Source organism: Sphingobium sp. LMA1-1-1.1 (genome assembly GCF_040676365.1).
GTDB lineage: Bacteria > Pseudomonadota > Alphaproteobacteria > Sphingomonadales > Sphingomonadaceae > Sphingobium.
The window spans coordinates 375,314-399,161 of sequence record NZ_JBEGHS010000045.1; the positions used below are offsets into that span (position 1 = coordinate 375,314).

Below are 23,848 nucleotides of genomic sequence, written 5' to 3' on the forward strand. Positions count from 1 at the left end.
CAATCCTCCCGTGAAATATCGGCCATCACCAGGAAGTTCGGCATTCGATCAAGATTATCGAAAAGTCGTATGACGTTATGATGCAGGAATGCCTTATGGAATCAAGCATTCTCGGCCCCTTTTTCTTTATTGAATTGGCAAGAAAGTGCGCAGAAACTATTTCAGATTTTCGACCGCCAAAACCCGAGCCGGCGTCACTGCATCGCATAATATGCAACACTCATCGAATTTCTCGGGTAAACCAATATGTTACATGTTGGGTGAAGGCATCGCGTCATCAAAAAACGCTGGCGCGCCTATTCAAAACGGACGACATGGCTACATTCAGGAAAATCGGAAAGTCGCTCGCTGACGGCTCTGCTGTGCCTGGGCGACGCTCCCTCCGAGGCAGGGTGAAGATGATAGGAGTAGGAGTCGCGGTCCTGGTCGCGATGACTGCGCTCATGCTGGTCGCTGCGCCGCGGTCTTCCGCCGATTATTCCGGAGATAGACGGCCCTTCGACATTGCCATAACGGTGGACGATCTGACCGGAAATGGCCGATTGCCCACCGGTATGACCCGACTGTCCATTGCCGAACTTTATATCAAGGCATTGAAGCAGCACGGGGTGCCTGAAGCCTACGGCCTCGTGAACGTCGCGAAACTGCAACGGGACAAGGACGGAGGCAAGGTTCTGGATAGCTGGCGCCGCGCCGGCTATCCGTTAGGCAATCATTCCTACAGTCATTTGAACCTGAACCGCGCGTCCTCTTTCGAGCAATGGAAAACCGATGTCGTGACCGGCGAGCAGGAGATCGCCCGCCGGATGGACGGAGCGGATTGGCATTATTTCCGCTTTCCCAACATGGCAGCGGGCAGGGATCAGGCCCAGCATGACAGCGCCATGGCGTTCCTGAAGCAGCGGGGATATCGGATTGCCGAAGCCACAGTCAGTTTCGACGACTGGGCCTATAGCGAAGCCTATGCCCGTTGCCTCGCCAAGGGGGACACCGCCGCAATCGCAACCATGAAGGCGCAATATCTGAAAAATATCGACCAGGGGATCGTGCGGATGAAGTCGCTTTCGCACAAGGTCTATGGCCGCATGATTCCCCAGATATTGTTGACCCATCTGAGCGGTTGGGGCGCGGTCATGCTGCCCGAGGTGCTGGCAAGGCTGGACGTCGCAGGCGCGCGTTATGTGAGCCTGACAGCGGTACAGCGCGATCCAGCCTATAATGGTGATGACCCATGGACTGGAAATCAGCTGATGATGGAGCGCATCGCTCGCCAAAAAAACATTGATATCGACGCGATTGCAAAGCTGCATCGTCCTGGCAGTCTGAAAACCCTATGCCGCAATAATTCCTAAACGAGACGTGAACATACGACCGGTTTGAGGATCGCATGCCGACTTCCCAATGTCGGCTATGTTGGCGGCATTTGCCACTCCACAGGCTACCTTTGAAGCGGTAGCTTGCGACCTAGCTTACGCCGTTCGACGAGCGAATTTACATGGCAGCTTCTGCCGATAGCAGACTTATCGATCCCATTGCCCGCCTACTGACTCGAGATCCGGGTGGGTGTCACAGAGGCCGAGTTCAGAATCGGTTTCACCAATGCGACAGATCTTTCGAGGTAAAAAATCGCAGCGATTGAATGGCCAAACAATGCTGCACTTGCGTAGGAGTGTGGCTATCAGACGCGATCAGGCCGTTTGAGGTACGATCGCACAGCGACTGATTCGGATGGTAGCGGTTATCCCCGCTGATCTGTCGGGCGCAGCGCTAGCCGGGTTTGGTCATCCGCGGGATAGAAGCATTCGAGCGTTAGTTCGGCGAGCGTGATGTCGGTGGCGCTCCCGAATACGGTCGTTGTGGAGATGAAGCTGAGGTTTTGGCCGTCACTCGAACCGCGCAGAACGAGAGGCACGGCGATACGCCCGCCGGGCCCGGGAGGATGACGGCTCGCCGGGGCGCGTAAAGCACGAAGTTCGTCGTGGAGTGCAGCGAGCACCGGATCGCCGGCACGGTCGGCCTCGTCGCGCAGACGGGTCAGCACATGATGCCGCCACTCCGGCAGGTTAACAATCCGGGCTGCCAATCCTCGGGGATGAAGGCTTGCCCGCAGCACGTTCACCGGCGCTTCGTGAAGCGCTGGAGCTACATCCGCCAGCAACGCACCTGCAGCCTCGTTCGCCAGAACGAGGTTCCAGTGCCGGTCAACCGCCAGCGCGGGATAGGGCATGTGCCCGCGCAGCACGGCATCGACGGCTTGGCGTGCCGCAGCCATGTCCGGCTCGTCGATCGAACGCTCCGAATAGATCGGCGCATATCCCCCCGCCAGCAGAAGCCGGTTCCGCTCGCGTAGCGGCAGCGCCAGAGGTCCGGCGAGACGGAGCAGCAGGTCGCGGCTCGGCGCGGCGCGGCCACTCTCGACGAAGCTGAGGTGCCGGGTCGAGACCTCCGCCTCCCCGGCAAGGTCGAACTGGCTCAACCGACGTCGCCCACGCCAGTCGCGCAATATATCACCCACGCTCTGAAGTCGCGTTGCCATGGGGACATCTCCTATCGTCCTGCTGTGCGGATGCGATTACCCACCAGGTAATCGCATTGCTCCGCATGATGCGTCACCTTGCCGATCGGTAGCACAGGAGATCCAACATGACCGACCCATATGCCATCGCCCGCGCCTACGTCGCCTTGTGGAATGACGCTGATGCTGCGTCGCGCCGCGAACGCCTGTCCCAGACCTGGAGCGTGGATGCACGCTATGCCGATCCGATGATGCAGGACGCAGGGCATGACGGCATCGCCGCAATGATCGGCGGCGCGCGCGCGCAGTTTCCCGGTCACAGCTTCGCCCTCGCCGGAACACCCGATGGACACGGCGATTTCGTGCGCTTTTCCTGGACGCTCGCCCCCAACGGCGGCGTGCCCGTCGTGGCGGGAACCGACGTCGTACGGCTGGACGCAAACGGTCGCATCGCCGAGGTCATCGGCTTCCTCGATGGAGGCGAGGCATGACCCCGCCGTTCGTCGCGCGTGGCGACGGCCACTCCCTGTTCGTGCGCGACTGGGGCAGCGGTCCGCCGATGCTTCTCCTCGCAGGCTGGGCGATGGACTCGCGCATCTGGGGCGAAACGATGACCCTGATGAACGCGATGGGGCTGCGCACCATCGCCTATGATCGAAGAGGGCATGGCAGATCGACCGATTGGGGCGGCTGCGATTACGATTCCCTCGCCGACGATCTACGCGCGGTGATCGATGCGCTGGATCTGCGCGACGTGACGCTGGTCGCGCATTCGGGCGCGGGTGGGGAAGCAATGCGGTATCTGGCCCGGTACGGAAGCGCGCGGGTATCCCGGCTGGTGCTGGTCGGGGCGACCGGCCCGCGCGTCATGGCCGCGCCAGGAGAGAATGGCCTGACACCGCAGATGCTCGATGCCCTGTGCATGCAACTTGCCGGTGACCTGTCGGGATGGATCGACGACAATATCGAGCCTTTCGCCCCCGGTTCGCCCCCGCGTCTGAACGACTGGATGGCTTCGATGGTCATGGACTGTTCCCGCCGCGCGGTGGTGGCGTTCCAGCGCACGATCGTGGAGGCCGACCTGACCGCAGACGCCGCAGCGATCGATGTGCCGGTGCTCATCCTCCATGGCGACCGCGACGCTTCCGCACCGATCGAGGCAAGCGCCCTGCGCTATGCGGCCATCATCCCCCAGGCCGAGCTTCTGATATATGCAGGGGTGGCGCACGGCGTGATGGTGACCGATGCGGCGCGCCTTGCCACCGATATCGCGCAGAGGATCCCGCGATGAGCGAGACCTATGTCATCACGTTCCATGTCAGGCCGGATCGGCTGCAGCGTTTCCGGGCCTTGCTCGACCCGGTGCTGGAGGCGATGCGTCACGCGGCGAGCTTCATCCACGCGGCGCTGCACGTCGATCCCGACCGACCGAACCGCTTCCAGCTTCACGAAACATGGTCGGATCCCGAGGACGTGTTGCAGGTCCAGCTGCTCCGCCCCTACCGCACGGCCTGGCATGCGGCGCTCGGCGAACTTCTCGAACGACCGCGCGAGATCGAGACCTGGCATCCGCAATGGCGGGCTTCCGCTACGGATGATCTATCACGATGATGCTCCACGCAGGGCCTAGTCTTTCAGGCTTCGAACCCAAAAGACTTTGGCCCTCCATCGGCGCCTTCCTGGTCGATTGCTTGAATGTCCGATCTCTTCAACACTTGCCGTTCGTGGCCCTATGTTCGAATGACGGCTACGTCACCCCAAGCGACCCTCCCGCGAAGCGGGTTCGTGCTTTGGCTGAAACCTGCACAGAGTGATGTCCGCTCTTCGCGAACTTCCATATCGAACGAAGTTTCCGCAAATGGTCGCTTGCCGCAAGGCAGTTTCCTACCCCAAACTGGATCGACGGCTTACGCGCAGTCCGCACCGGTAGCGACGAATGCTGGTGGCGTCCCGATGACTGGGTTTCGATCGACCAGCTATCGTGAAGCCCGACCATGCGCGTGTCCATTTAGCGCAAGCCCATCCGGTCCATTTTCTTGAGCAACCCCACTCGCGACAGGCCTAGGTCGCGCGCGGCATGCGTATGATTATGCCCCGTTCGGTCGAGCGCCTCGACGATCCGACGCTTTTCCAGAGCGACGATTTCCTCTTCCAGCGTCTGATTTGTCGGGGCGGGTGCCGAAGTCGCAACTTCGCCTGTGGCGAACGCAAGGTCGCCCGCGCTGATTGTGACGCCGGTTGCACCTCTGGGCGCAAGAGCGGTCGCGCATTCTACCGCTGCGCGCAGTTCGCGCACATTGCCCGGCCAGCGTCGGGCCGTCAGCCACGCCAGCGCGTCCGGGGCGAATATTCCCTCCCCGTTGCTGGCACGACCCAGAAACAGGCGGCCCAGCATCGCAATATCGTCAGGCCGTTCATCCAGTGCAGGCGTCCGCAGCACCAGACCGCGCAGGCGATAGTAGAGATCCTCTCGGAAACTGCCATCGGCAATGGCGTCTTCCAGATTGTGATGGGTGGCGGCCACGATCCGCACATCGGCATGGCGCATCTCCCGCGCGTCGACAGGCTGATAGCTGCCGTCCTCCAGAAAGCGCAGCAGTTTGACCTGCATCGCCGCTGGCATTTCCCCAATCTCATCGAGGAAAAGCGTGCCTTCCGACGCTGCTTCGACCAGACCCGGCCGATCGGCATGCGCACCTGTGAAGCTGCCCTTCAAATGGCCGAACAGCTCGCTTTCCAACAGGTCCGCGGGCACAGCGCCGCAATGAACGGGGACCAGCGGCTTTGCGGCGCGCGGAGAGGTCGTATGGATCGCGCGAGCTACCAGTTCCTTGCCGGTGCCGCTTGGACCCAGCACCATCACCGGCAACTGGGTGGGCGCGACGCGGGCCACCTGCGGCCAACAGAGATGTGTCATGGGACATTCAGTGTATGACCCCGCCTTTTCAGAACGCCCCGCCTGGAATGCGGACAGGAAGGTTGATTCAAAGCGCGCGTTGAAGTCCAAACAGATTTGGGAAATTCGATTTTGGTTCGACCGAAAGAGGCGGCTCCGCGATGGCACGCACTCTCTGCGTAGAACAAAGGCCTCCATCATCTATAAGGCACGGGCAATCTCCGCGCGGTCCAAATCCTGCTCGGGCATTCCAAGATCGAGAACACGGTCCGATATCTCGGCGTCGATGTAGAAGACGGCCTGACGCTGGCCGAAGGCATCGAGATCGCTCCGTCCCTCCGGTCTGCCGGGAATCTGTACAACATGGGTTAAGATAGCAGCAGCCCTGTTTGCTTCCGTGCGATTCACCAATCCGGGCACCCAGTCCCAAACGCCATCCGCAGGCAGCGCGATGAAAGGTGCCGCAAAGCCGATGAGGCGCGCATTCAGGATCGTTTCAGATGCAATAAAATATATGATAATCAATGTGATAGACTCGAACGGCTACATTGCCGGAGACTATCTGCCCTTGAAGGAGGAGCGGACAAAAGGCCAATCGGCCTAAAAAGCAACGGGGGTTGCATCATGAAAAAATCATCGTTCTCGCGCTCGCTTTCGAGCGCTTTGTTCGCATGTCTTTTTGTGGTTTGTGTCAGCGCTTGGGGTCTGACCTCAAATGTCAATTTTCAACGTTCAGGTGGAACAGCGCGGCTCGCGGCGACAGATGGCCGTCATGCTTCGGACGACGCGTTCAGCACATTGGCATTCATGCGCTCCGCCATAGACGATGCATCCATGCAGCAGTTGGCGGCTGCTTCCTCCCTGTCGATGGATGCCGGGGATTTTGCCAGTTTCGACTTCGCCAATGGCACTCGATATCCGGAAAGAGCCACAGCATCCGTCGGGCCAGCCACCTATCGGCCCGGGTCCACCATAGCATATGTTCCGATCAGCCTGGACCGGCCCACCCCGAACACCGTGATTGCCAGGGTCATGACAGAGGATGGGACCGGTCTGGTGAGAGGCGTTGCCGGAATCAATTACCAACCCATCTATAAATCCGTCATCTTCCGCCCGGGCGATCCGCTTACCAAGACGGTGGAGGTGCCGATCATCCTTGGGATCCCTGGGGCTGATTTCATCGTCCGGTTCGTTGAGGCACCCTGGGGCGGGATGATGGGCACCGACCGCGCCTATGTGCAGTGCGACTTTCAGAAGGAAGCAACGCCGGCGCAGACAGAAGGCCGGGAACCCCGAACCTTCAGCCCAAGCGGCACGCTTCAGTGGCGGATGAGCCGGGACACATTGAAGTGGTCCGATGCAGGCCATGACAAGGCCTGGTCCACCAAATTGCCCAACGGCCGCTCGCAGCCGGGCAACCAGGAAACCGGCATTTATCTCGATGGCTGGGTATATCGTGATGCCGGGATCGAGGCGCCGCTGCGCTACACGGATGAAGGGCTTGTCATGCACACCCAGAAACTGAAACAGCCGCTGGAGTGGGACGGCGTCCCCTATGTTTACGGCTCGGTCGTCCTCAGCGGCCACAACACCAGGCCAGTCCAGATCGGCTATGGCCAATATGAATTCACTGCCAAAATGCCCGACCGGCGCGGGTCATGGCCGGCTTTCTGGCTCATCTCCACGGCCGGTTGGCCGCCGGAGATCGATATCTACGAGGGGTTCGGCTTCGAGAGTTGGTGGGATTTCGACCGTTATACCGCCAACACCCTGCATGGCGGCGCCAATATCACCCGCACCTTCCAGGAGGGCATATTCATGAACAGCGACGAGGTCTACGGCATCGGCGGGTTCACCAAGGGTTTTCACAGCTTTGCCGTGGATATCCAGCCCGACTACATAACCTGGTTCATCGATGGCAAGGAAACCTATCAGGCGGTCAATCCGTTCGCCGGCTTCCGCTGGTATCCGATCATGGATGTCGCTGTAAAGACCAATGGCGATTATGCCGATGGCTCGGGTGATATGATCGTCAAGGATATCAAAATCTATTCCAATTGACGCGATGAGGCAGGGTGCCGGATCGGAAGGGTCGCGTTTGCGCTATCGCCGGGGCGATCCGGCCCGTTTTTCAGCGCCATCCCAGCTGATCATCCTGATCATTTCATGGTCGGGGATGAGCCGTCAAACCGTCACGCGGGCGCCGGGCCGGAACTGTCGCGCTGCACCAGGTCGAAAGTGAAATGCGGCGCATCATCGGCGCTTCCAGCCAGGGCGTCGATCATGGCACGGCCCATCTCCTCAAGCGGCTGGCTGACGGTGGTGAGCGGCGGCCAGGCCGTGAGGCCGGCGGGCGTATCGTCGAAGCCGACCACTGACAGATCCTCCGGCACGCGCAGTTTCATCCGATGCGCGACGGTCAGGGTGCCAAGCGCCATGTCGTCATTGGTCGCGAAGATGGCGGTGGGACGCTGGTCCTGGGTCAGCAAATGCGTGCCTGCGCTGATGCCGGACTCGAAATCGAAGGCGCCCTCCACAAACAGCAGCGGATCGAGCGGCAGCTTCGCCGCGGCCATGCCGTCGCGAAAACCCTCGACGCGTTGCATCGCCGCCTTGTGGCTGGCGGGCGGAGTGATCACGCCGATGCGGCGATGGCCAAGGCCGATCAGATGATCCGCGACCATCCGTCCCCCCGCGCGCTCCGGCGTCGGGATGTTGAAGCTCTCCGCCATCACTGAGCCGGCGATGCGGGCGCAGGGCAGCTTCAGTTCGGACAGGCGCTGGAGCAACTGCGCATCATCGGACAGGGGTGGCACCAGGAAGACGCCATCTGGCCGCAGCGCCGCCACCAGCCGGTCGAGAATGGCAAAGCGCTCCTCCCCCGACAGCGGCATGGGTTCGACCACCAGATGATAGCCCATGTCCCGGCATCGGTTCGCCGCGCCGGACTGAATGCCGCTGTTATAGGAAGGGGCGGGATTGTTGTAGAGGAAGGCGATCATGAAAGACCGCCCGCCGGCCAGCCGCCGCGCCGACTGGTTGGGCCGATAGCCAAGCTGGCGGATCGCCGTCGTCACCCGTTCGCGCAGTTCCTCGCTCACATTGGGCGCCTTGTTGACCACGCGCGAAACGGACTTGATGGATACGCCGGCCAGGGCCGCAACGTCGTGAATGTTGGACATCAGCAGTACTGAATGGGAAAAAGGGCCGTCATGGCACCGCTCTTGCCATGGAAGGCCGGGGGATGGAACAGCGTTTACCCGGTTTGTCCGCGGGCCGAGGTTCCTCTTGCGAAGCCACCGTTGCTGCCAGGCGGGCCGGGCGCACTCCTGCAGGGATTGTCACGAAAAAATGCCCTTGATCTGGCAGCCACAGGGGTCTACATCGATTGGACAACGTTGTCATACTCTCCAAGCACGACAACGGATACCATCCTGGGCAGCGGTCGGTGGAACTGCACGCCCTGATCGTTGCCCGGGATGCGCTTTTCAGGGTCGCCGCAAGGTCAGCAGGATCTTCAGTCCGGGCCCATTATCAGCCAGCGTCACCATGCCGTTGTGCAGCCGCCCCACCGCTTCGACCAGCGACAGGCCCAGTCCCGATCCCGGTTTGCCGCGCGCCGGATCGAGCCGTCCGAAGCGCTTCAGGGCGGCGGCCCGGCTCTCTGCCGGAATCCCCCGACCGTTGTCGGCCACGGTGATCAGCAGATCGCCATTGTCGATCGCCGCGCTGATTTCTATGCGATCGCCCCCCTCAGCATAATAGAGCGCATTTTCGATCAGATTGGCGAGCGACTGGCTCACCAGTTCGCGATGGAGCGGAAAGACTAGCGGATCGGCGGCCGCGATCGTCAGCGCAAAGCCGCTGTCCTCCACCAGCGGGCCGTAGATCTCGCCCACATCGCGCAGCAGTTCCATGACGTCGGTATCGCGCCGCTGGTCGCCGCCGAATCCCGCTTCGGTCCGGCTGATCAGCAGCGCCGTGGTGAGCATGGATCGCAGCGTCTGCGCCTCATGATGCACCTTTTCCAGTGCGTCGAGCGCGGTGTCGTCGGCGGTTTGGGCGCTGGCTTGCTCGACAACGGAAATCAGGCGCGTCACCGGGGATTTGAGGTCGTGGGCGAGGCCGTCGGTCATCATGCGCAACTGCGTCACCAGGGCGTCGATCCGCTCCAGCATGGCGTTGATCGACTGGCCCAGGCGGTCGAAGGCGTCGCCGCTGCCGTCGGTCGGCACACGCCGGTCGAGCGCGCCGACAGCCACGTCATTGGCGGTTTCCGCGATGTCCGAAACCTGCCGCGCCAGGATGCGGCCCAGCATGATCGCGCTGCCCAGCGCCAGGACCAGGCTTATTGCAAAGGCGGCGGTCAGCGCCTCCTCATAGATGCGGGTAAGTTGCAGGCTGTTGGAAACCACCATGCCGACCAGCAATTGAGTGTTGTCCTTCAACCTTATCGGGATGACGCCCATCGGCTCGGGCTCGTCGCGGCCGACGCGGTAGAGCGAGATGATCTGCCAGCGTCCGTCAGCGGCCAGTCCGGCAGGCCAAGCGCCCAGATTGCCGCTGACGGGGCGGCCTGACGGATCTGTCAGCAGCAGCACGGCGCGCTCCCCCTCGACCGCGCGGAAACGTCGGGCGATCTCCGCGCGCAGGGCGGCGGTCCCTCCGCTGCGATGGAGCGCAAGCAGGTCGTCGCGGGCATCCTCCGCCGCCTGACGATCGGCGGCGACGACGGTACGCTGGCTTGCCTGCTGCACGAACAGCAGCACGCCGCCGGTCACCAGGAACTGGCAGAGAAAGGCCAGACCCACGAACCGCCCGATGGTCGATCGGACAAAACCGAACCAACGACGGGAAGGATGGTTTCCAGGGATGGTCGGGGCCTCCTCAGCCGCTGGTCAAGTTCCGGAAGGGGGGAGGGCGAAGTAGGTGATCTTGAGCTTGAGACCACCCTGCTTTCCGCCCGCCCTCAGCCCTCCGGCCCCAGCCGGTATCCCATGCCGCGCACCGTGTGCAGCAGCGGCTTGTCCCCGCCTTCGTCCAGCTTGCGGCGCAGGCGGCTGACATGCACGTCGATGACGTTGGTGCCCGGATCGAAATGATAGTCCCATACGCCTTCCAGCAGCATGGTGCGCGTCACCACCTGGTCGGGATGGCGCAGAAAATATTCCAGCAGGCGGAATTCGCGCGGTTGCAGGTCGATATTCCGCGACCCCCGCTTCACCCGCCGGGAAAGCAAATCCATTTCCAGATCCGCGTGCCGCAGGCTGGTGACGACCGCGCTGCTGCCGCCGCTCCGCCGCAGCAGCAACTGCACCCGCGCCATCAGTTCGGCAAAGGCGAAGGGCTTCACCAGATAATCGTCCGCGCCGCTGGTCAGCCCCTCTACCCGGTCCTCCGGCGTTCCCAGCGCGGAAAGGATGATGACCGGCGTCTCGATCTCCGCCGCGCGCAGGGCCTTCAGCATCGCCATCCCGTCCATCGCCGGCATCATCCTGTCCAGGATGATCGCGCCATAGCTGCCGTCGCTCGCCAGGAACAGGCCGTCCCGGCCATTGTCCGCCCGGTCGACGGTGAAGCCTGCCTCGCCCATGCCCTTGGCGACGTAGGCGGCGGTGGCTGCATCGTCCTCGACCACCAGAATCTTGTGGCTCATTGCTCCCTTTCCGGCCGGTCCAGCATCACCACGCGCATATGATCCGCATGTTTCAGCCCCAGCGCTATCCTTGGCTGGGAATGATGTAACAGATAGGTGCTGGCTTGATCCAGCGAGCTTATCGGCGTGCCGTTCAGGCTGACCACGTCGTCGCCGACGCTGATGCCCAGGCGCGCGGCTTCCCCGTCCGTTTCCATGCTGGTGACGACGACCGCCGGGCGACCGTCGGGCCAGCTTCCGTCGGTCAGGGTGATGCCGGGCAGCGCGCGGGCCTTGGCCGCCGCCGCTTCGATATGGCCGTCCGTGACGCGGCGGACATGCATGAAGAAGGCGCCGCTCATGAGCAGCGCGCACAGCGCCAGTCCGGCCAGCAGCAGGCCGGTCGCGTTCCTGTCGATCGGTCGCTTCGTCATCCGCCTACTCCCCCATCCCCGTCGCGCCGGGGAAGGATGGCGGCGTCCCATCCTTCCCCGGCCGTGCCGGCATCAGGAGGGTTTCGGCGCCGGCGTGCCTTCGGCTGCGGGCTTGGCGGCATGCGCTGTCCTGTGATGCCGTGCGGCGACCTTGTGATGTGCCGCGGCCTTGTGGTGTGCTGCCTTGTGATGGGCGGCCGGGCGTGCGGCATGGTGCATCATTTCGCCCGACGAGCTGGTGCATTCGTCGGTCACGGTCTTGGAGCAGGGGGGGTAGGAACTGGGCGGGGTGCTGGGCGCCTGCGCCATGGCGGCTGTGCCCATGCCCAAAGCGACGAGAGGGAAGATCAGGTATTTCATGGATCATCTCCTTCACTTGCTGGCGGCGCTTTGCCCGTCCTGACGGGATCTCCGCCGCCGATTGAAGGATGAAGCGGGTGCGCTGCCAAGTCATGTTAAGCTTTGTTCATGCCCCGGACGGAATGCCTGGCTGGGTGACGGCGACCCGGCCTGTCCGCTCCAGCTTGCCCCAGCCGACCACCCAGCCGCCAATGGCCGACGCGATCGCCCGCACCACGACCCAGTACATGATCTGGCGGTAGACGAAGCGCTGCGCCACCAGCAGGTGCGGCGGATAGCGCACGTCGTGATTGTCGAGCGCATAGGCCACCCAGCCGCAGAGGACGTCGATGCCGGTGAAGGCCAGCCAGTAGACGCCCATCGTCCACACATCGTTGCTGGTCTGCGCCCAGCCATGCTGGTGCACGCGGACCAGCGTGCCGATGATGGAGGTGATGAGCGCCAGGTCGATCAGGGGCGAAATGGCCGCGAACAATATCTGGAACAGCCAGGCCTGGGGCAGGCCGACCAGGGCAAGGCCGGTGGGCTTCCTATCGCGCAGGATGCGGCGATGCTTCCACAGGCATTGCAGCGTGCCGAAGGCCCAGCGATAGCGCTGCTTGGCCAGCGTCCTGAAGCTTTCGGGCGCCTCGGTCCATGCGACCGCTTCGGGATCATAGGTGACGCGCCAGCCTGCGCGCTGGATCGCGATGGTGAGATCCTGGTCCTCTGCCAGCGTGTTTTCCGGATAGCCTCCAACGGCGTCCAGCGCCGCGCGGCGCCAAGCGCCGACCGCGCCCGGCACCACCGTTATCGCGTCGAAGCCGGCCAGCGCACGCCGTTCCAGATTCTGCGCGGTGATATATTCCACCGCCTGCCAGCGGGTGACGAGGTTCACGCGATTGCCCACCCGCGCGTCGCCCGCCACCGCGCCCAGTGCGGGGTCGGCGAACCAGCGGGCAAGGCGGCGGATCGTCGCCGGCTCGAACTGCGTGTCGGCGTCCAGCGCGATGACGACTTCTCCGGTCGCCTCCTGCAGCGCGCGGTTGAGCGCCGCCGCCTTGCCGCCATTCTGCAGCGTCAGCAGCGTGACGCGCGGATCGTTGGCGAAGGCCTCTGCAACAATGGCGCTGGTTGCGTCCTTCGACCCGTCGTCGGCGACGATCAGCTGAAGGCCCGGATAGTCGCTGGCCAGCACGCGGCGCACCGATTCTTCGATCACCCGCGCCTCATTATAGGCGGGGATGATGACGGAGACGGTCGGCTGATGATCCGGTGGCGTCGGCCGCCCCCGCCGCGCCTGGAACCAGGCGAGCAGCGTCATCAACACCGCCCGCGCCAGCCCCAGGGAGATGGCGACGTAGAAGATCCAGCCGAGCAGCGCGGAAAGTGTCGCCAGCACCACGAATGCGGCGACATCGACCCGCACTGCCAGCAGGTCGCTGGCCTTGACCGGCGGCATGGCGGCATTCTGCGGCAGCCCGGCAAGTTGGGACACCGGCACGAAGCGATAGCCCTCGGCCCTCAGCTGCGCGATGATGCGGGGAAGCGCGGCCACCGTCTGCGACCGTTCGCCGCCGCCATCGTGCAGCAGCACGATGTTCGCCGACCGCTCGCTGTCGGCCGCATGCACCTGATCGATCACCTGCTGCACGATGGCATCGGCGCCGGGACGCTGCCAGTCATTGGGGTCAACGTGCAGCCCAACCACCGTATAGCCCAGCTTCTGCGCCGTCAGCGCGGGCCCCAGTTCGTCCGCGGTGGTCGGTTCCGCGTCCCCGAAATAGGGTGCACGGAACAGCCGCGTGCTGCGCCCGGTATAGGCCTGCACCAGCCGTTGGGTGGCGTTGAGCTGCAGCCGGGTCGGCTCTTCGGACCATGTGGCGAGATTGGGATGGTCATAGGTGTGATTGCCGATCTCGTCCCCGTCGGCAACGATCCGCTCCAGCAGGCCCGGATGCTCCAGCGCATTTTCCCCGATCACGAAGAAGGTCGCTGGCGTGTGGGTCTGTTCCAGCACGTTCAATATTTTGGGCGTCCATTCCGCGTCCGGCCCGTCGTCGAAGGTGAGGGCCAGCTTCTTGGGGTCCTGCGCACCGGTACGCTGCACCTGATAGGGCGTCGGCATCGTTTCATAGATTTCCTGCGCGATCGTTCCCTGCTGCCCGAAGGTGATGGCGCGATGGCCCTGCGTGGGCGTGGCGGTGATCCGCAATATCTCCCCGGAGCCCTCGACATCCGTATCCAGCGTGCTCGCCATCACGTCCAGCTTCGGGCGGCCGCCGTTGCGCCAGGCGGTCAGGTCCGACCAGATGCCAGGGTCTTCGCTGCCCAGCCGCCAGAGCGCGACGCTCTGGATGCCCAGCCGCTTCAGCACCAACAGCTCGTTCCAGCTCGCGGCGGCGTCCAGCATCCAGATCTGGTGGCGCTGCCCGGCCTCGTCATAGGCAAAGCCGGCATTGCCGCTCGCGGCGTCGTAAAGCGGACGGGCGTCGCTGTCATGCGCGGCCAGCCACGCTTCGTCCAGCGACAGGGCATCGGCGGTGCCGCCATGCCAGTCATAGGCATAGCTGCCCAGCGCGACGACGATATGGTCCGCGCCGATTTCACGCAAGGCGGTCTCGGCTTCCCGCGCGAACCATCCTTGCGCGGCGATGGGGCCCGGCTCGCCACCCTGCCAATGCTGATCGTAATCCATCAGGATCACCCGGTCGGCCACAGCGGCGAAGCGGGCAAGCGGCCAGCCCTGTTCGCCCGCGGGCACGGTCAGCGCGATCTGCGTGCCATGCGGCATGGCCGCGCGCAGCAATTGGAGGAAGCGCAGATAGCCGGGCATGGCATTGCCCGGCAGCGATTCCAGGTCCATGACCAGCCCCGCCTCATGGTTGCGGGCAACAAAGCCGCCTAGCTGCCGGGCGAGTGCCTGCGACGCAGCCGGATCGCGCAACAGCCGCGCCGCACCCGCGCCGTCCCAGCTTTCGCTGCCGATATTCTGCACCATGGGCAGCACTTTGGGCGGCCGGGGCATGGCGGCGATCATGCGGTCGAACGCGGGGTCGCTGGCGACGTGGATGGGCTGGCCGGAACCCGATATGGTGACCAGCGCCGGCACCACCCAGTCGAGCTGTGCGACATGGCGGCGCAGCGACGCGATGCTGCCTTCGTCGCCGGGCATGTAGAAGCCGATGTTGAGCGGCCGGGCCTGCACGTGACGCTTGCCCCAATGCGGCAGCCATTTGGCGATATCGTGCCGCAGCGACGATATGCCCGACAGGCGCGCCGCATGCGGCTGGGGCAGGGGCAACGCAAGGTCACCTTCCGACGGGACGGCGACCAGCGTGGTGGCGAAGGCGATCGCGCCCAGCAGGATAAACAGCAATGCGCCCGCCAGCAGGCGCCGCGCCCAAAGCCCCCGGCGGCCGGTGGGATCGAAGAAGATTGGTCTGCTCATGGTTCGCGCTGTCGCCCTGTTTCGGGACCGCCTTTACGCGGTGGGTCATGCCGGGCCAATGAGCCGCTCATGAACTATTGGTCATGAATCCTCTCAGGGATGCGGGGATGCGGGCACGCGTCGCGGCACGCCCGGCCAAGCTTTTCTACCCCGATGATCAGCAAAGCTTGAAAGACAAATCTCTATCTGAACACTAGATAAGACCGCGTCTCGATTCGCAGGAGAAGAAATATGGAATGGCGCTCTGCAATCGGTCGGCACTGGGGTCGCTGGAGTGACGCCATGAAGCGCGAATTGTTGCGGGAGCCCGACCGCGTGCTGCTGGACCGCGGCCCCGAAGCCCTGGCGCCATCGACCGAGAAAAGCGAACGGATGGAACCCTCGCTGGAATTGCGGTGACAATGGCTGCGGGCTTGCTGCCGTCCGCGCGGCGTCCCTCATCGCAGCGGAAAGCTGCCCCTCAGATCCGCGTCAGCGCCTCCGCCGTCGCGTCCATAAAGCCCGGTTCCTGGTCTCCGGTAAGGGCGTAGGACATGTCGCCGCGCCGCCAATAGGCCACGGACTGTTCGCCCTCCCGCACCGCATCGGGATGCTCGGGCGCGGCGGTCTTCTGATGCACGGCGAAGATCGTCATCCTATGTCCCGTTTCAGTGCGCACCGCCATCAGCAGGGCGGGCGTCTTGTCGGTCGGGAAAAGCTGGACGTCGGTGACATGCCAGTCATCGGGCAATTGGGGCATGGCGATGCGGGTGTTGCGCGCCACTTCCCGCGCGTCGAAGCGGGGGGCTTCGATCTGCGAACGCATATCGGCGCGCAGCATGGCGATCCGGTGCGAGGCGACGGCATAGTTGACATAGGATGGGGGGCGTTCGATCCCCGATACCCACACGGCAAGCGCTGCTGCCAGGCCAGAGGTGGCGAGGCCCGCCGGCATCAGGCCGCGCCAGCGGCTTTTCTGCGGCCGCGTAAGCCGTCCTGCCATGTCCGCCAGGCGGGCGGGCACCGGCCGCCGGTCATGTGTCAGCATCCGCAGCGCGCTACGGATGCTGAGATCGCCCATCACGCGCGCTGCAAGGTCGGGTTGGTGCGAAAGATGGGTTTCCACGACAAAGCGTCGCTCCACATCCAGTTCACCGTCGATATAGGCGTCGATCTCCATATCGGTCGGACGATCAGTCATCGCTTCCTCCTATCAACCGGAGGCCAGCCGCTCCCTGCTGCCCCTCTTCCTTTTCCCTGAGCGCGGCGCGCGCACGCGCCAGCCTTGACATCACCGTGCCCACGGGCACTTCCAGAGCCTCTGCTGCCTGCTGGTAGCTGAAGCCCTCGATAGCGGTCAGATGAAGCACGGCGCGCTGATGTTCGGGCAAAGCGGCGAACTGCCGTGCGATCTGGACAAGCCGGGCATGCTCCTCCTGCCCGGGCTCCAGCCGGTCGACCAGCGTTTCGGCAAAGCGGTCGTTGCGCCGAGCCTCGGACGCCTCGCGCCGTTTCGACGAGAAGAAGACATTATGGACGATCGCCAGCAGCCAGCGGCGGCGGTTGCGGTCGGGCTGGAACGTTTCCTGGCGCTCTATGGCGCGGACGATGGCGTCCTGCACGACGTCGTCGGCATCCTGATCGTCGCGGGTCAGCGAGCGGGCATAGCGCCGCATCGCGACCAGATCATCCCTGATGTCGGAGCCCTCGTTCATCTCGGCCCTATCATGCGGCCCGCGCCGTCGGCGTTGCAAGCGGGACGTGCACCAGTGCGCCATAGCAGCGCGCCACATCGTCGAGCACGTCGTCCCAGGTGAAGCACGCCGCCGCAGCGGCCGCCGCGGCACCCAGCGCAGCGCGGCGACGGGGTCGGCGAACAAGGTCCGCCACCGCCGCCGCATAGGCCCCGACATCCGCCGGCGGCACCAGCAGCCCGGTGCGGCCATGGGCGATCATGGTCGATGCGCTGGGCACATCGGCGGACACGATGGCTAGGCCGGATGCCATCGCCTCCAGATTGACATTGCCGAATGCCTCCGTGACCGAAGGGTTGATCAATATGTCGGCGCTGGCAACGGCCCGGCCCAGTTCTTCACCCGACAAATGGCCCATGAAGGTGGCATTGGGCAGATGTTCCGCCAGCCAGTTCCGCGCCGGGCCTTCGCCGACGATCAGCGGGCGCACCGCCAGGCCCTCGGCACGGACAGCCGCGATCGTCCGGGCGAAGACGGCAAGCCCCTTTTCCATCACCAGCCGCCCGAAGAACAGCGGCACCGCATCGCCGGGCGCGTGGCCGAGGCGCGCGCGGAGGCCCTCGTCGCGCAGCGTGGGGCGGAAACAGTCCGGGTCGATGCCCCGTCCCCAGATCGTCACCCGTTCCGTACCGAAGCGCGCCGCCATGTCCTGGGCGATTGGCTGCGTCGGACAAAGGATGCGATCGCAATCGTCATAAAAGCGATCCAGATAGCGCTCCACCGGCCCGCGCAGGAAAGACAGGCGATAATAATCGAGATAGGTTTCGAAGCGGGTATGCAGGCTCGCGACGACCGGGATGCCGAGCGCGCGCGCATGTTTCTGTGCCTGCCGTCCCAGCAGGTCGGGGGCGGAAAGATGCACGATGTCGGGTGCGAATGCCTCGAAATCCTCCCTGACGGCGCGGGGGAAGCCCAGCGCGACGCGATATTCGGGACGCCCGGGGATGCTGATCGAACGGACGGAGCGCACGTCCCCCACCGATTCGAATGCTTTGCGTGGCGCCGTCGGCGAATAGATCCGGACCTTTGCCCGCAGGCGGTGGAGCAGATAGGCGACAAGCCGGTTGAGCGCCTGATTGGCGCCGTCCCGCACGCAATCATAATTGCCGGAAAACAGGGCGACCCGCAGCGGACGGCGCAACGCCTTCGTCAGCGCGAGGCCGGATGTGGGCAAGCGTATCGAACGGGAACGAAGATCGGCGGCATTGTCCATCGCCGATATACGCCCGGCATCATCTGACTATTCCATGGGCAGTCGGGCTTTTGCAGGAAGATGACCGGCTCGACTGTTTTCATTTTCCGCGACTTCCTGACCGGCGATCAGTTCCGATCGGCTGGAAATCGCTCTAGGCTGGGTGGGTGACTCCATGTTCGCCCTTGCTCATGCTGACCGGATTTCAGCATCCATCCCTTGCCATGGTCCGTTCTGTCCCAGGGGGCGATAAATGCTGAAACAGCGCCGCCATGGTGGGGCAGGGCGGCCCCGGCGACGGGTTTGTCTGGCCCTGGCGGTGATTGCCGTCCTCGCCGTCGCGGGCGCGGCCTATTGCCGTTATCTGGGCTATCCCGACGGGCAGCTCTTCACCGTCCTTCCGGCACAATCGCCCCGGCAGGATGGTACGGTCGCGGTCTTCTTCTCCGGTGACATGGGATTCAATACGGGCATGGGGCCGGTCATCGCCGGCCATGTGGCGCGACAGGGCGTTCCGGTGATCGGGGTCAATTCGCTGACAGCCTTTGCCCGCCGCCGCTCGCTGCAGGAAAGTGCGGCTCTGGTGGAGCAGGCGGCACGCCGCGCCCTCTCGCTGCCGGGCGCGCGCAGGCTGGTGCTGGCCGGGCAATCCTTCGGCGCCAATATATTGCTCGCCGGGCTGGAGCGCCTGCCGCCCCGGTTGCGGTCCCGCGTCGCCATGGTCGTGCTGATCGTCCCGGCCGACACCATGCTGTTTCGCGCCACGCCGGGCGGCGTGTTCGACTTCGGCGACGACGGCCCGGCTACTCCCGTCGCCCGGGCACTGGATTGGGCCCCGGTACTGTGCATCCACGGCATCGAGGAAAGCGGGAGCCTCTGCCCCGGCTGGCGCCAGTCCAATGTGCGCGTCATCGGCCTGCCCGGCGGCCATTTCCTGGACGATGATTCGCAGCGGGTGGCGGAAACCCTGCTGCGTGCCTTGCCTGCCGCGCCGCCGAACATTGCCAAAAGTTCAGGCAGCGCAGAGCCTCCCGCAATCTGAATGCGCCTAGGACGGTGATTGATCGGGAAAGGAGAGGGCATATGAGGGTGGGGAGGCTTTGGGCATTGATGGCATTTCTGGCGGCGGCCGCGCCCCTGTCGGCTGCGCCGGTGTCCGCTGCCCACATCCTTGCTCCGCCGCCTGAAGGCATGTGGCTCAGCCCGCACAACAATGTGGCCGTGCGCACCGGCGCCTGCGGGGACCGGCTGTGCGGCTGGATCGTCTGGGCCGACCGCGAGGCGCAGGCCGACGCGCGCGACGGCGGCACCGCTCGGCTGGTCGGCACCGAATTGCTGGAGGATTATCGCGCCGAGGGCGAGGGCCAATGGCGCGGTACCGTGTTCGTCCCCGATCTGGGACGTCGTTTCAGTTCGGAAATCAGCCTGCTTTCACCGGGTCAGTTGCGGGTCAAGGGCTGCATATTGGGTGGCCTCATCTGCAAGTCGCAGCTCTGGACCAGGATTGAACGGTTGCCGGTGCAATGATGATCGCCGTTCGCCGCGCCCGTCTCTGGCTCGTATCCGCTTTCCTGGCGGCGGCGGCATTGCTTCTGTCGACCTCCAACGCCGCCAATCCGGCCCGGGCGGCGGCCGATCCGCTGCCGGGCGCGGCAGGGCCGGTGGTGGAAAGCCAATATGATCTCCCTCCCATGGGCCGGATCATGGTCTATCGGCCGGCGGGCGTGCCCAGCGGAGTCGTGCTGTCGCTGTCGGGCAGCGACGGCTGGGACGATGAAAGCGCTGACGTCGCCCGCGCCCTGTCGGCACGCGGCGCGCTGGTAGCGGGGATTTCGACACCGTCCTTCCTCCAGATGTTGCAGGCGTCCCACCGCTGCATCAATCCCAATTACGGGATCATCGCGCTGGCTCGCGACCTGCAGCACCGGCTGGCCCTGCCCATGTACGACAAGCCGATCCTGATCGGCCGTGACGAGGGGGCGGCCCTGGCCTATGCGACGCTGGCCGCCGGACCCGATGGCGCGTACAAGGCGGTATTGTCGCAGGATTTCACGCCCCTTCTGAACGGCGGAGGATCCTGGTGCCGGTCCGGCAGCCTGAAGGCCGCGATGATGCGCCAGGGCCGTGGCTTCGCCTTCGCGCCCAGCCGCCGCTTGCCCTCACCCTGGATTGCCCTGGCCGAAGTCCATGCGAGTCCGGCGCTGCGCCGGTTCGTTGCCCACACCGGCAGCGGCACGCTGGTAACGGCGGCAAAGGGGCAGGGGGAACTCGCCCTGCTCTCCCGCATTCGGCCGTTCCTTGCCGCGCAGCCCGTCGACGCGGCTTTGCCCAGCGGGTTGCCGCTCAATATCGTCGCCGATGCCGCCGCGCCCAGGACAGACATGATGGCGGTCCTTTATTCGGGCGACGGCGGCTGGGTCGGGCTGGACAAGGACGTCGCGGGCCAGCTCGCCCGTGGTGGCATCCCGGTCGTCGGCGTCGACAGCCTGTCCTATTTCTGGAGCCAGCGCACGCCCCAGGGGGCTGCCCATGACCTGAGCGCGATCATCCGGGGCTATTCGCGTCACTGGCACCGGCCCCGCATCCTGCTGGTCGGATACAGCTTCGGCGCGGACGTGCTGCCCTATATCGTCGGTGGCCTGCCCGCGGCCCAGCGCGCCCAGGTGCAGCGCCTGTCCTTGATGGGGCTCAGTCCCACCGCCGATTTCCAGTTCCATCTGAGCAGTTGGCTGAACATGGTTTCGGATAACCAATATCCGACCATCCCCGCCATAGAGCGGCTGCGCGGCGTGCCCATGCTGTGCGTGCGCGGAACGCTGGAGAATGACAGCGCCTGCCCCTCCATCCCCGCCGGACTGGCGCAGATGGTGGTGGTGCCCGGCGGCCATCATTTCGATCGCAACGCTCCGCTGCTGGTGAGCCACATGCTGCAGGGGCTGGCGATATGATCGCGCTCGACCGGATCAGGGCGTGGAAGGGATCGCTCATGGTGGTCGCCATGCTGGCGGTGGCGGCGATCGGACTGGCGGCGCTGCACGGCCTCTTGGCGGAAGTGCGGCTGAAGGACATCCGCCACGCGGTGCACATGATCCCGGACTGGCGGCTGGCGTCGGCGCTCGCGCTGACGGCGGTCAGCTATGTGGCGCTCACCTTCTACGATTATGTCGCATTGCGCATCGTCGGCCGACCCCTGCCGTGGCGGACGGCCGCTCTGGCGTCCTTCTGCAGTTACACGCTCAGCCACAATCTCGGCCTTTCGCTGCTGACCGGCGGATCGGCACGCTATCGCATCTACACCGCCGCCGGGCTGGAGGCCGGGGACATAGCGCGCATCATCGCCTCTGCCGGCCTGTCCTTCTGGGGCGGCGTATTCCTGCTGGCGGGCGGTTTGATGCTCGTTCATCCCGCCGACATCGGGTTCGTCGCCGGGGCGGTGGGCATGCCGCTGCAGAGGCTGGCGGGCGGGGCGATCCTGCTGGCCGCTGTGGCGGTCCTGTTCCTGCTTGCCCGCCCCGGCCGCGCCCCGCGCCTGTTCGGCTGGCGGATCGCCCTGCCGACGCAGGGGCAGGCGCTCGCCCAGGTCGGGGTCGCCTGCATCGATCTCGCCGCCGCCAGCGCCGCGCTCTTCATCCTGGTGCCCGGCATCGCCCCGACGTTCTATCCCACGCTGTTCCTGGCCTATGCGCTGGCGATCATCGTCACCCTGGTCAGCCATGTGCCCGGCGGGCTGGGCATATTCGAGGCGGTGATCGTCGCCACCCTGCCCGATGTGGACCGGCCCAGCCTGCTGGCCGCGCTGATCGCCTATCGCCTGATCTATTACCTGATCCCGCTGCTGCTGGGCGTCATCGCCATCGCACTGCATGAAGGCAATGGCTGGCGTCATCCCGTCGGCCGGGTGCTGGGCGGGGCCCAGGCCGCGGCATCGGGCATGGCGCCCCTCATGCTGTCGCTGCTGGTCGCCGTGGGCGGCGTGATCCTGCTGATTTCGGGCGCGCTGCCCGCGATCCAGCAGCGCATGCTCATCGTGACCGGCTGGCTGCCGCTCAGCTTTATCGAGGCGTCCCATTTTGCCGCCAGTATCGTCGGCACGCTGCTGATCCTGCTTGCCTCGGGCCTCTATCGCCGGCTCGATGCGGCTTTCTGGATGACGCGCGCCTTGCTGCTGGCAGGTGCGTTCTTCTCGCTGATCAAGGGGCTCGACTATGAGGAGGCGAGTGCGCTGCTCCTAATCGCCGCGCTGCTGCAATGGACGCGGGGCGCCTTTTACCGCCGCACCAGCTTCATGGCGGAGGCGCTGACCCCTGCCTGGATCGCGACGCTGGCGGTAGCGGTCGGCCTGTCGATCTGGATCGGCTTCTTCGCCTACAAGCATGTCGATTACCAGAACGACCTGTGGTGGCATTTCGGCCCGCACGCCAACGCCGCCCGCTTCCTGCGCGCGGGCCTTGCCAGCGCTGTGCTGGCTGTCGGTGCCGCCTTCTGGCGCATGTTCCGTCCCGCGAACGCACCGCGACCGATCGATCACCCGTCAACCACGGCCAGCGGCGATGCGCTGCTGCTGGCCGAACGGACAGATGCCCTGCTGGCGACCACCGGGGACAAGCTGTTCCTGACCTCCGCCACCGGACGGGCGTTCGTCATGTACCAGGTGCAGGGGCATAGCTGGATCGTCATGGGCGATCCGGTCGGTGACAAGGCGGAATGGCCCGACCTGCTGTGGCAACTGCGCGAGCGCGCCGATGCCGAACAGGGTCGCCTGCTGCTCTACCAACTGAGCCTGGATGCGCTGCCCCTGGCCATCGACCTGGGCCTCGCCATCGTCAAATATGGCGAGGAGGCCCGCGTCGACCTGCATCATTTCACGCTGGAGGGCGCCGACGCCAAGCCGCTGCGCTATGCAGAGCGCCGCGCCATGCGCGAAGGGGCGACGTTCGAGATTGTGCCCGCATCCGCCGTTCCACCGCTGCTGCCGGAATTGAAGGCGATTTCCGACCAGTGGCTCGCTGCCAAGGGCCATGGCGAAAAGGCCTTCAGCGTCGGTCGTTTCGACCCGGACTATATCGCCGCCTGCAACTGCGCGCTTGTCCGGCAGGAAGGACGCATCGTCGCCTTCGCCAATATCTGGGAGACCGCCAACCGCCGCGAACTGTCGGTCGACCTGATGCGCCACGCAGCGGAGATGCCCTATGGCACGATGGATTTCCTGTTCATCCGCCTGATGCAATGGGGACGAGAGCAGGGCTATGACTGGTTCACCCTGGGCATAGCGCCGCTGTCGGGCATAGAGGCGCGTCGTCTTTCCCCCTTCTGGGCCAAGGCAGGCGCCTTCTTCTTCCGCCATGGCGAAAGCTTCTACGGTTTTGAGGGGCTGCGCGCCTATAAGGACAAATATGCCCCGCGCTGGGAACCGCGCTTCATTGCCGGACCGCGCGGCATCTCCCTCTCCCGGGCGATGATCGATCTGCAGAAGCTGGTGGGCGGCGGTCCGGGGAGTTCCGCGACGCGGACAAGGCGGCGGCTATCCACCGTCCGCGACAGAGAGCAACGCCAACCGGCTGCGGAAGAAGAAGTCGTCTATATGGAATGATCAGGCGCTAGGACAGATCGACATTCAGATGATGACGAGCCGAAAATGGTGGTTTTTCGTGAC

The 23,848-nt window shown here is 64.6% G+C and carries 21 protein-coding genes and 1 pseudogene; 11 read left to right on the forward strand and 11 right to left on the reverse strand.

All coding sequences use genetic code 11. From position 1 onward, the window contains the following. The first annotated feature begins 95 nt into the window (after positions 1–95). Positions 96–1,352, forward strand: a complete 1,257-nt coding sequence (locus MRBLMA1_RS18640) for a polysaccharide deacetylase family protein (protein WP_363738822.1) — start codon at positions 96–98, stop codon at positions 1,350–1,352. A 386-nt stretch (positions 1,353–1,738) separates the two neighbouring features. Here the strand turns inward: MRBLMA1_RS18640 and MRBLMA1_RS18645 are convergent, their stop codons facing one another. Further along, a complete protein-coding gene (locus MRBLMA1_RS18645; protein WP_363738823.1) occupies positions 1,739–2,536 on the reverse strand; it encodes a helix-turn-helix domain-containing protein in 798 nt (265 codons plus the stop codon). Positions 2,537–2,643: 107 nt separating this feature from the next. On the opposite strand from MRBLMA1_RS18645, the gene MRBLMA1_RS18650 reads away from it, so the two are divergent. From MRBLMA1_RS18650 to MRBLMA1_RS18660, 3 genes are read left to right on the forward strand one after another with little or no spacing between them, the layout of a single operon-like run. Continuing rightward, on the forward strand, positions 2,644–3,006 hold the full coding sequence (locus MRBLMA1_RS18650) for a nuclear transport factor 2 family protein (protein ID WP_363738825.1): 363 nt from the start codon (positions 2,644–2,646) through the stop codon (positions 3,004–3,006). Next, the gene (locus MRBLMA1_RS18655; protein WP_363738827.1) at positions 3,003–3,806 is read left to right on the forward strand and encodes an alpha/beta fold hydrolase; all 804 of its coding nucleotides are present in this window, start codon (positions 3,003–3,005) and stop codon (positions 3,804–3,806) included. The genes MRBLMA1_RS18650 and MRBLMA1_RS18655 overlap by 4 nt, the downstream gene beginning before the upstream one ends. Then, positions 3,803–4,126, forward strand: coding sequence for a putative quinol monooxygenase (locus MRBLMA1_RS18660; RefSeq protein ID WP_363738829.1), 324 nt, complete (start codon positions 3,803–3,805; stop codon positions 4,124–4,126). Before MRBLMA1_RS18655 ends, MRBLMA1_RS18660 begins: the two co-directional genes overlap by 4 nt. A 397-nt stretch (positions 4,127–4,523) precedes the next feature. Here the strand turns inward: MRBLMA1_RS18660 and MRBLMA1_RS18665 are convergent, their stop codons facing one another. Beyond that, a complete protein-coding gene (locus tag MRBLMA1_RS18665) occupies positions 4,524–5,432 on the reverse strand; it encodes a sigma-54 interaction domain-containing protein (RefSeq protein ID WP_363738831.1) in 909 nt (302 codons plus the stop codon). Between MRBLMA1_RS18665 and MRBLMA1_RS18670 the strand changes: the two are divergent. Both MRBLMA1_RS18670 and MRBLMA1_RS18675 read left to right on the forward strand, forming a co-directional pair. Then, a pseudogene (locus MRBLMA1_RS18670) lies at positions 5,431–5,783 on the forward strand (tyrosine-type recombinase/integrase). The gene MRBLMA1_RS18665 and the pseudogene MRBLMA1_RS18670 sit on opposite strands and share 2 nt — an antisense overlap. A 252-nt stretch (positions 5,784–6,035) precedes the next feature. Further along, complete coding sequence (locus MRBLMA1_RS18675) at positions 6,036–7,472, forward strand: family 16 glycosylhydrolase (protein ID WP_414714719.1); 1,437 nt, start codon at positions 6,036–6,038, stop codon at positions 7,470–7,472. 131 nt (positions 7,473–7,603) lie between these two features. Here MRBLMA1_RS18675 and MRBLMA1_RS18680 read toward each other — a convergent pair whose 3' ends face one another. The 6 genes from MRBLMA1_RS18680 to MRBLMA1_RS18705 all read right to left on the reverse strand — a co-directional run bounded on the left by MRBLMA1_RS18680 (position 7,604) and on the right by MRBLMA1_RS18705 (position 15,270). Continuing rightward, the gene (locus tag MRBLMA1_RS18680) at positions 7,604–8,593 is read right to left on the reverse strand and encodes a LacI family DNA-binding transcriptional regulator (protein WP_363738834.1); all 990 of its coding nucleotides are present in this window, start codon (positions 8,591–8,593) and stop codon (positions 7,604–7,606) included. Positions 8,594–8,899: 306 nt separating this feature from the next. Next, positions 8,900–10,222, reverse strand: coding sequence for a sensor histidine kinase (locus tag MRBLMA1_RS18685; RefSeq protein ID WP_414714776.1), 1,323 nt, complete (start codon positions 10,220–10,222; stop codon positions 8,900–8,902). A gap of 158 nt (positions 10,223–10,380) precedes the next feature. Continuing rightward, on the reverse strand, positions 10,381–11,067 hold the full coding sequence (locus tag MRBLMA1_RS18690) for a winged helix-turn-helix domain-containing protein (RefSeq protein ID WP_133653517.1): 687 nt from the start codon (positions 11,065–11,067) through the stop codon (positions 10,381–10,383). Next, positions 11,064–11,480: a PDZ domain-containing protein gene (locus MRBLMA1_RS18695; RefSeq protein ID WP_363738837.1), complete on the reverse strand. Its 417-nt coding sequence runs from the start codon at positions 11,478–11,480 to the stop codon at positions 11,064–11,066. Before MRBLMA1_RS18695 ends, MRBLMA1_RS18690 begins: the two co-directional genes overlap by 4 nt. 72 nt (positions 11,481–11,552) lie before the next feature. Beyond that, a complete protein-coding gene (locus MRBLMA1_RS18700) occupies positions 11,553–11,840 on the reverse strand; it encodes a hypothetical protein (protein WP_363738838.1) in 288 nt (95 codons plus the stop codon). Positions 11,841–11,946: 106 nt separating this feature from the next. Beyond that, positions 11,947–15,270, reverse strand: a complete 3,324-nt coding sequence (locus MRBLMA1_RS18705; protein ID WP_363738840.1) for a glycosyltransferase — start codon at positions 15,268–15,270, stop codon at positions 11,947–11,949. Positions 15,271–15,501: 231 nt separating this feature from the next. On the opposite strand from MRBLMA1_RS18705, the gene MRBLMA1_RS18710 reads away from it, so the two are divergent. After that, positions 15,502–15,669: a hypothetical protein gene (locus MRBLMA1_RS18710; protein ID WP_363738842.1), complete on the forward strand. Its 168-nt coding sequence runs from the start codon at positions 15,502–15,504 to the stop codon at positions 15,667–15,669. Between the two features lie 61 nt (positions 15,670–15,730). Here MRBLMA1_RS18710 and MRBLMA1_RS18715 read toward each other — a convergent pair whose 3' ends face one another. From MRBLMA1_RS18715 to MRBLMA1_RS18725, 3 genes are read right to left on the reverse strand one after another with little or no spacing between them, the layout of a single operon-like run. Further along, positions 15,731–16,450: an anti-sigma factor family protein gene (locus MRBLMA1_RS18715; protein ID WP_363738844.1), complete on the reverse strand. Its 720-nt coding sequence runs from the start codon at positions 16,448–16,450 to the stop codon at positions 15,731–15,733. Continuing rightward, entirely contained in the window at positions 16,443–16,964 is a 522-nt protein-coding gene (locus tag MRBLMA1_RS18720) for a sigma-70 family RNA polymerase sigma factor (RefSeq protein WP_363738846.1), read from the reverse strand. The genes MRBLMA1_RS18715 and MRBLMA1_RS18720 overlap by 8 nt, the downstream gene beginning before the upstream one ends. A gap of 10 nt (positions 16,965–16,974) precedes the next feature. Beyond that, positions 16,975–18,216: a glycosyltransferase family 4 protein gene (locus tag MRBLMA1_RS18725; RefSeq protein WP_363738847.1), complete on the reverse strand. Its 1,242-nt coding sequence runs from the start codon at positions 18,214–18,216 to the stop codon at positions 16,975–16,977. A 232-nt stretch (positions 18,217–18,448) separates the two neighbouring features. Between MRBLMA1_RS18725 and MRBLMA1_RS18730 the strand changes: the two genes are divergently transcribed. From MRBLMA1_RS18730 to mprF, 4 genes are read left to right on the forward strand one after another with little or no spacing between them, the layout of a single operon-like run. Next, complete coding sequence (locus tag MRBLMA1_RS18730; protein ID WP_363738849.1) at positions 18,449–19,237, forward strand: AcvB/VirJ family lysyl-phosphatidylglycerol hydrolase; 789 nt, start codon at positions 18,449–18,451, stop codon at positions 19,235–19,237. 41 nt (positions 19,238–19,278) lie between these two features. Then, complete coding sequence (locus MRBLMA1_RS18735; RefSeq protein WP_363738850.1) at positions 19,279–19,722, forward strand: DUF2147 domain-containing protein; 444 nt, start codon at positions 19,279–19,281, stop codon at positions 19,720–19,722. Then, positions 19,719–21,143, forward strand: coding sequence for a virulence factor family protein (locus tag MRBLMA1_RS18740; RefSeq protein ID WP_363738851.1), 1,425 nt, complete (start codon positions 19,719–19,721; stop codon positions 21,141–21,143). Before MRBLMA1_RS18735 ends, MRBLMA1_RS18740 begins: the two co-directional genes overlap by 4 nt. Then, on the forward strand, positions 21,140–23,785 hold the full coding sequence (mprF, locus tag MRBLMA1_RS18745) for a bifunctional lysylphosphatidylglycerol flippase/synthetase MprF (RefSeq protein ID WP_363738853.1): 2,646 nt from the start codon (positions 21,140–21,142) through the stop codon (positions 23,783–23,785). The genes MRBLMA1_RS18740 and mprF overlap by 4 nt, the downstream gene beginning before the upstream one ends. Positions 23,786–23,848: the final 63 nt, after the last annotated feature.

Coding starts and splice junctions, on each gene's coding strand:
- MRBLMA1_RS18640 (WP_363738822.1), top strand. CDS start 96: ATGGAATCAAGCATTCTCGGCCCCTTTTTCTTTATTGAATTGGCAAGA.
- MRBLMA1_RS18645 (WP_363738823.1), bottom strand. CDS start 2,536: ATGGCAACGCGACTTCAGAGCGTGGGTGATATATTGCGCGACTGGCGT.
- MRBLMA1_RS18650 (WP_363738825.1), top strand. CDS start 2,644: ATGACCGACCCATATGCCATCGCCCGCGCCTACGTCGCCTTGTGGAAT.
- MRBLMA1_RS18655 (WP_363738827.1), top strand. CDS start 3,003: ATGACCCCGCCGTTCGTCGCGCGTGGCGACGGCCACTCCCTGTTCGTG.
- MRBLMA1_RS18660 (WP_363738829.1), top strand. CDS start 3,803: ATGAGCGAGACCTATGTCATCACGTTCCATGTCAGGCCGGATCGGCTG.
- MRBLMA1_RS18665 (WP_363738831.1), bottom strand. CDS start 5,432: ATGACACATCTCTGTTGGCCGCAGGTGGCCCGCGTCGCGCCCACCCAG.
- MRBLMA1_RS18675 (WP_414714719.1), top strand. CDS start 6,036: ATGAAAAAATCATCGTTCTCGCGCTCGCTTTCGAGCGCTTTGTTCGCA.
- MRBLMA1_RS18680 (WP_363738834.1), bottom strand. CDS start 8,593: ATGTCCAACATTCACGACGTTGCGGCCCTGGCCGGCGTATCCATCAAG.
- MRBLMA1_RS18690 (WP_133653517.1), bottom strand. CDS start 11,067: ATGAGCCACAAGATTCTGGTGGTCGAGGACGATGCAGCCACCGCCGCC.
- MRBLMA1_RS18695 (WP_363738837.1), bottom strand. CDS start 11,480: ATGACGAAGCGACCGATCGACAGGAACGCGACCGGCCTGCTGCTGGCC.
- MRBLMA1_RS18700 (WP_363738838.1), bottom strand. CDS start 11,840: ATGAAATACCTGATCTTCCCTCTCGTCGCTTTGGGCATGGGCACAGCC.
- MRBLMA1_RS18705 (WP_363738840.1), bottom strand. CDS start 15,270: ATGAGCAGACCAATCTTCTTCGATCCCACCGGCCGCCGGGGGCTTTGG.
- MRBLMA1_RS18710 (WP_363738842.1), top strand. CDS start 15,502: ATGGAATGGCGCTCTGCAATCGGTCGGCACTGGGGTCGCTGGAGTGAC.
- MRBLMA1_RS18715 (WP_363738844.1), bottom strand. CDS start 16,450: ATGACTGATCGTCCGACCGATATGGAGATCGACGCCTATATCGACGGT.
- MRBLMA1_RS18720 (WP_363738846.1), bottom strand. CDS start 16,964: ATGAACGAGGGCTCCGACATCAGGGATGATCTGGTCGCGATGCGGCGC.
- MRBLMA1_RS18725 (WP_363738847.1), bottom strand. CDS start 18,216: ATGGACAATGCCGCCGATCTTCGTTCCCGTTCGATACGCTTGCCCACA.
- MRBLMA1_RS18730 (WP_363738849.1), top strand. CDS start 18,449: ATGCTGAAACAGCGCCGCCATGGTGGGGCAGGGCGGCCCCGGCGACGG.
- MRBLMA1_RS18735 (WP_363738850.1), top strand. CDS start 19,279: ATGAGGGTGGGGAGGCTTTGGGCATTGATGGCATTTCTGGCGGCGGCC.
- MRBLMA1_RS18740 (WP_363738851.1), top strand. CDS start 19,719: ATGATGATCGCCGTTCGCCGCGCCCGTCTCTGGCTCGTATCCGCTTTC.
- mprF (WP_363738853.1), top strand. CDS start 21,140: ATGATCGCGCTCGACCGGATCAGGGCGTGGAAGGGATCGCTCATGGTG.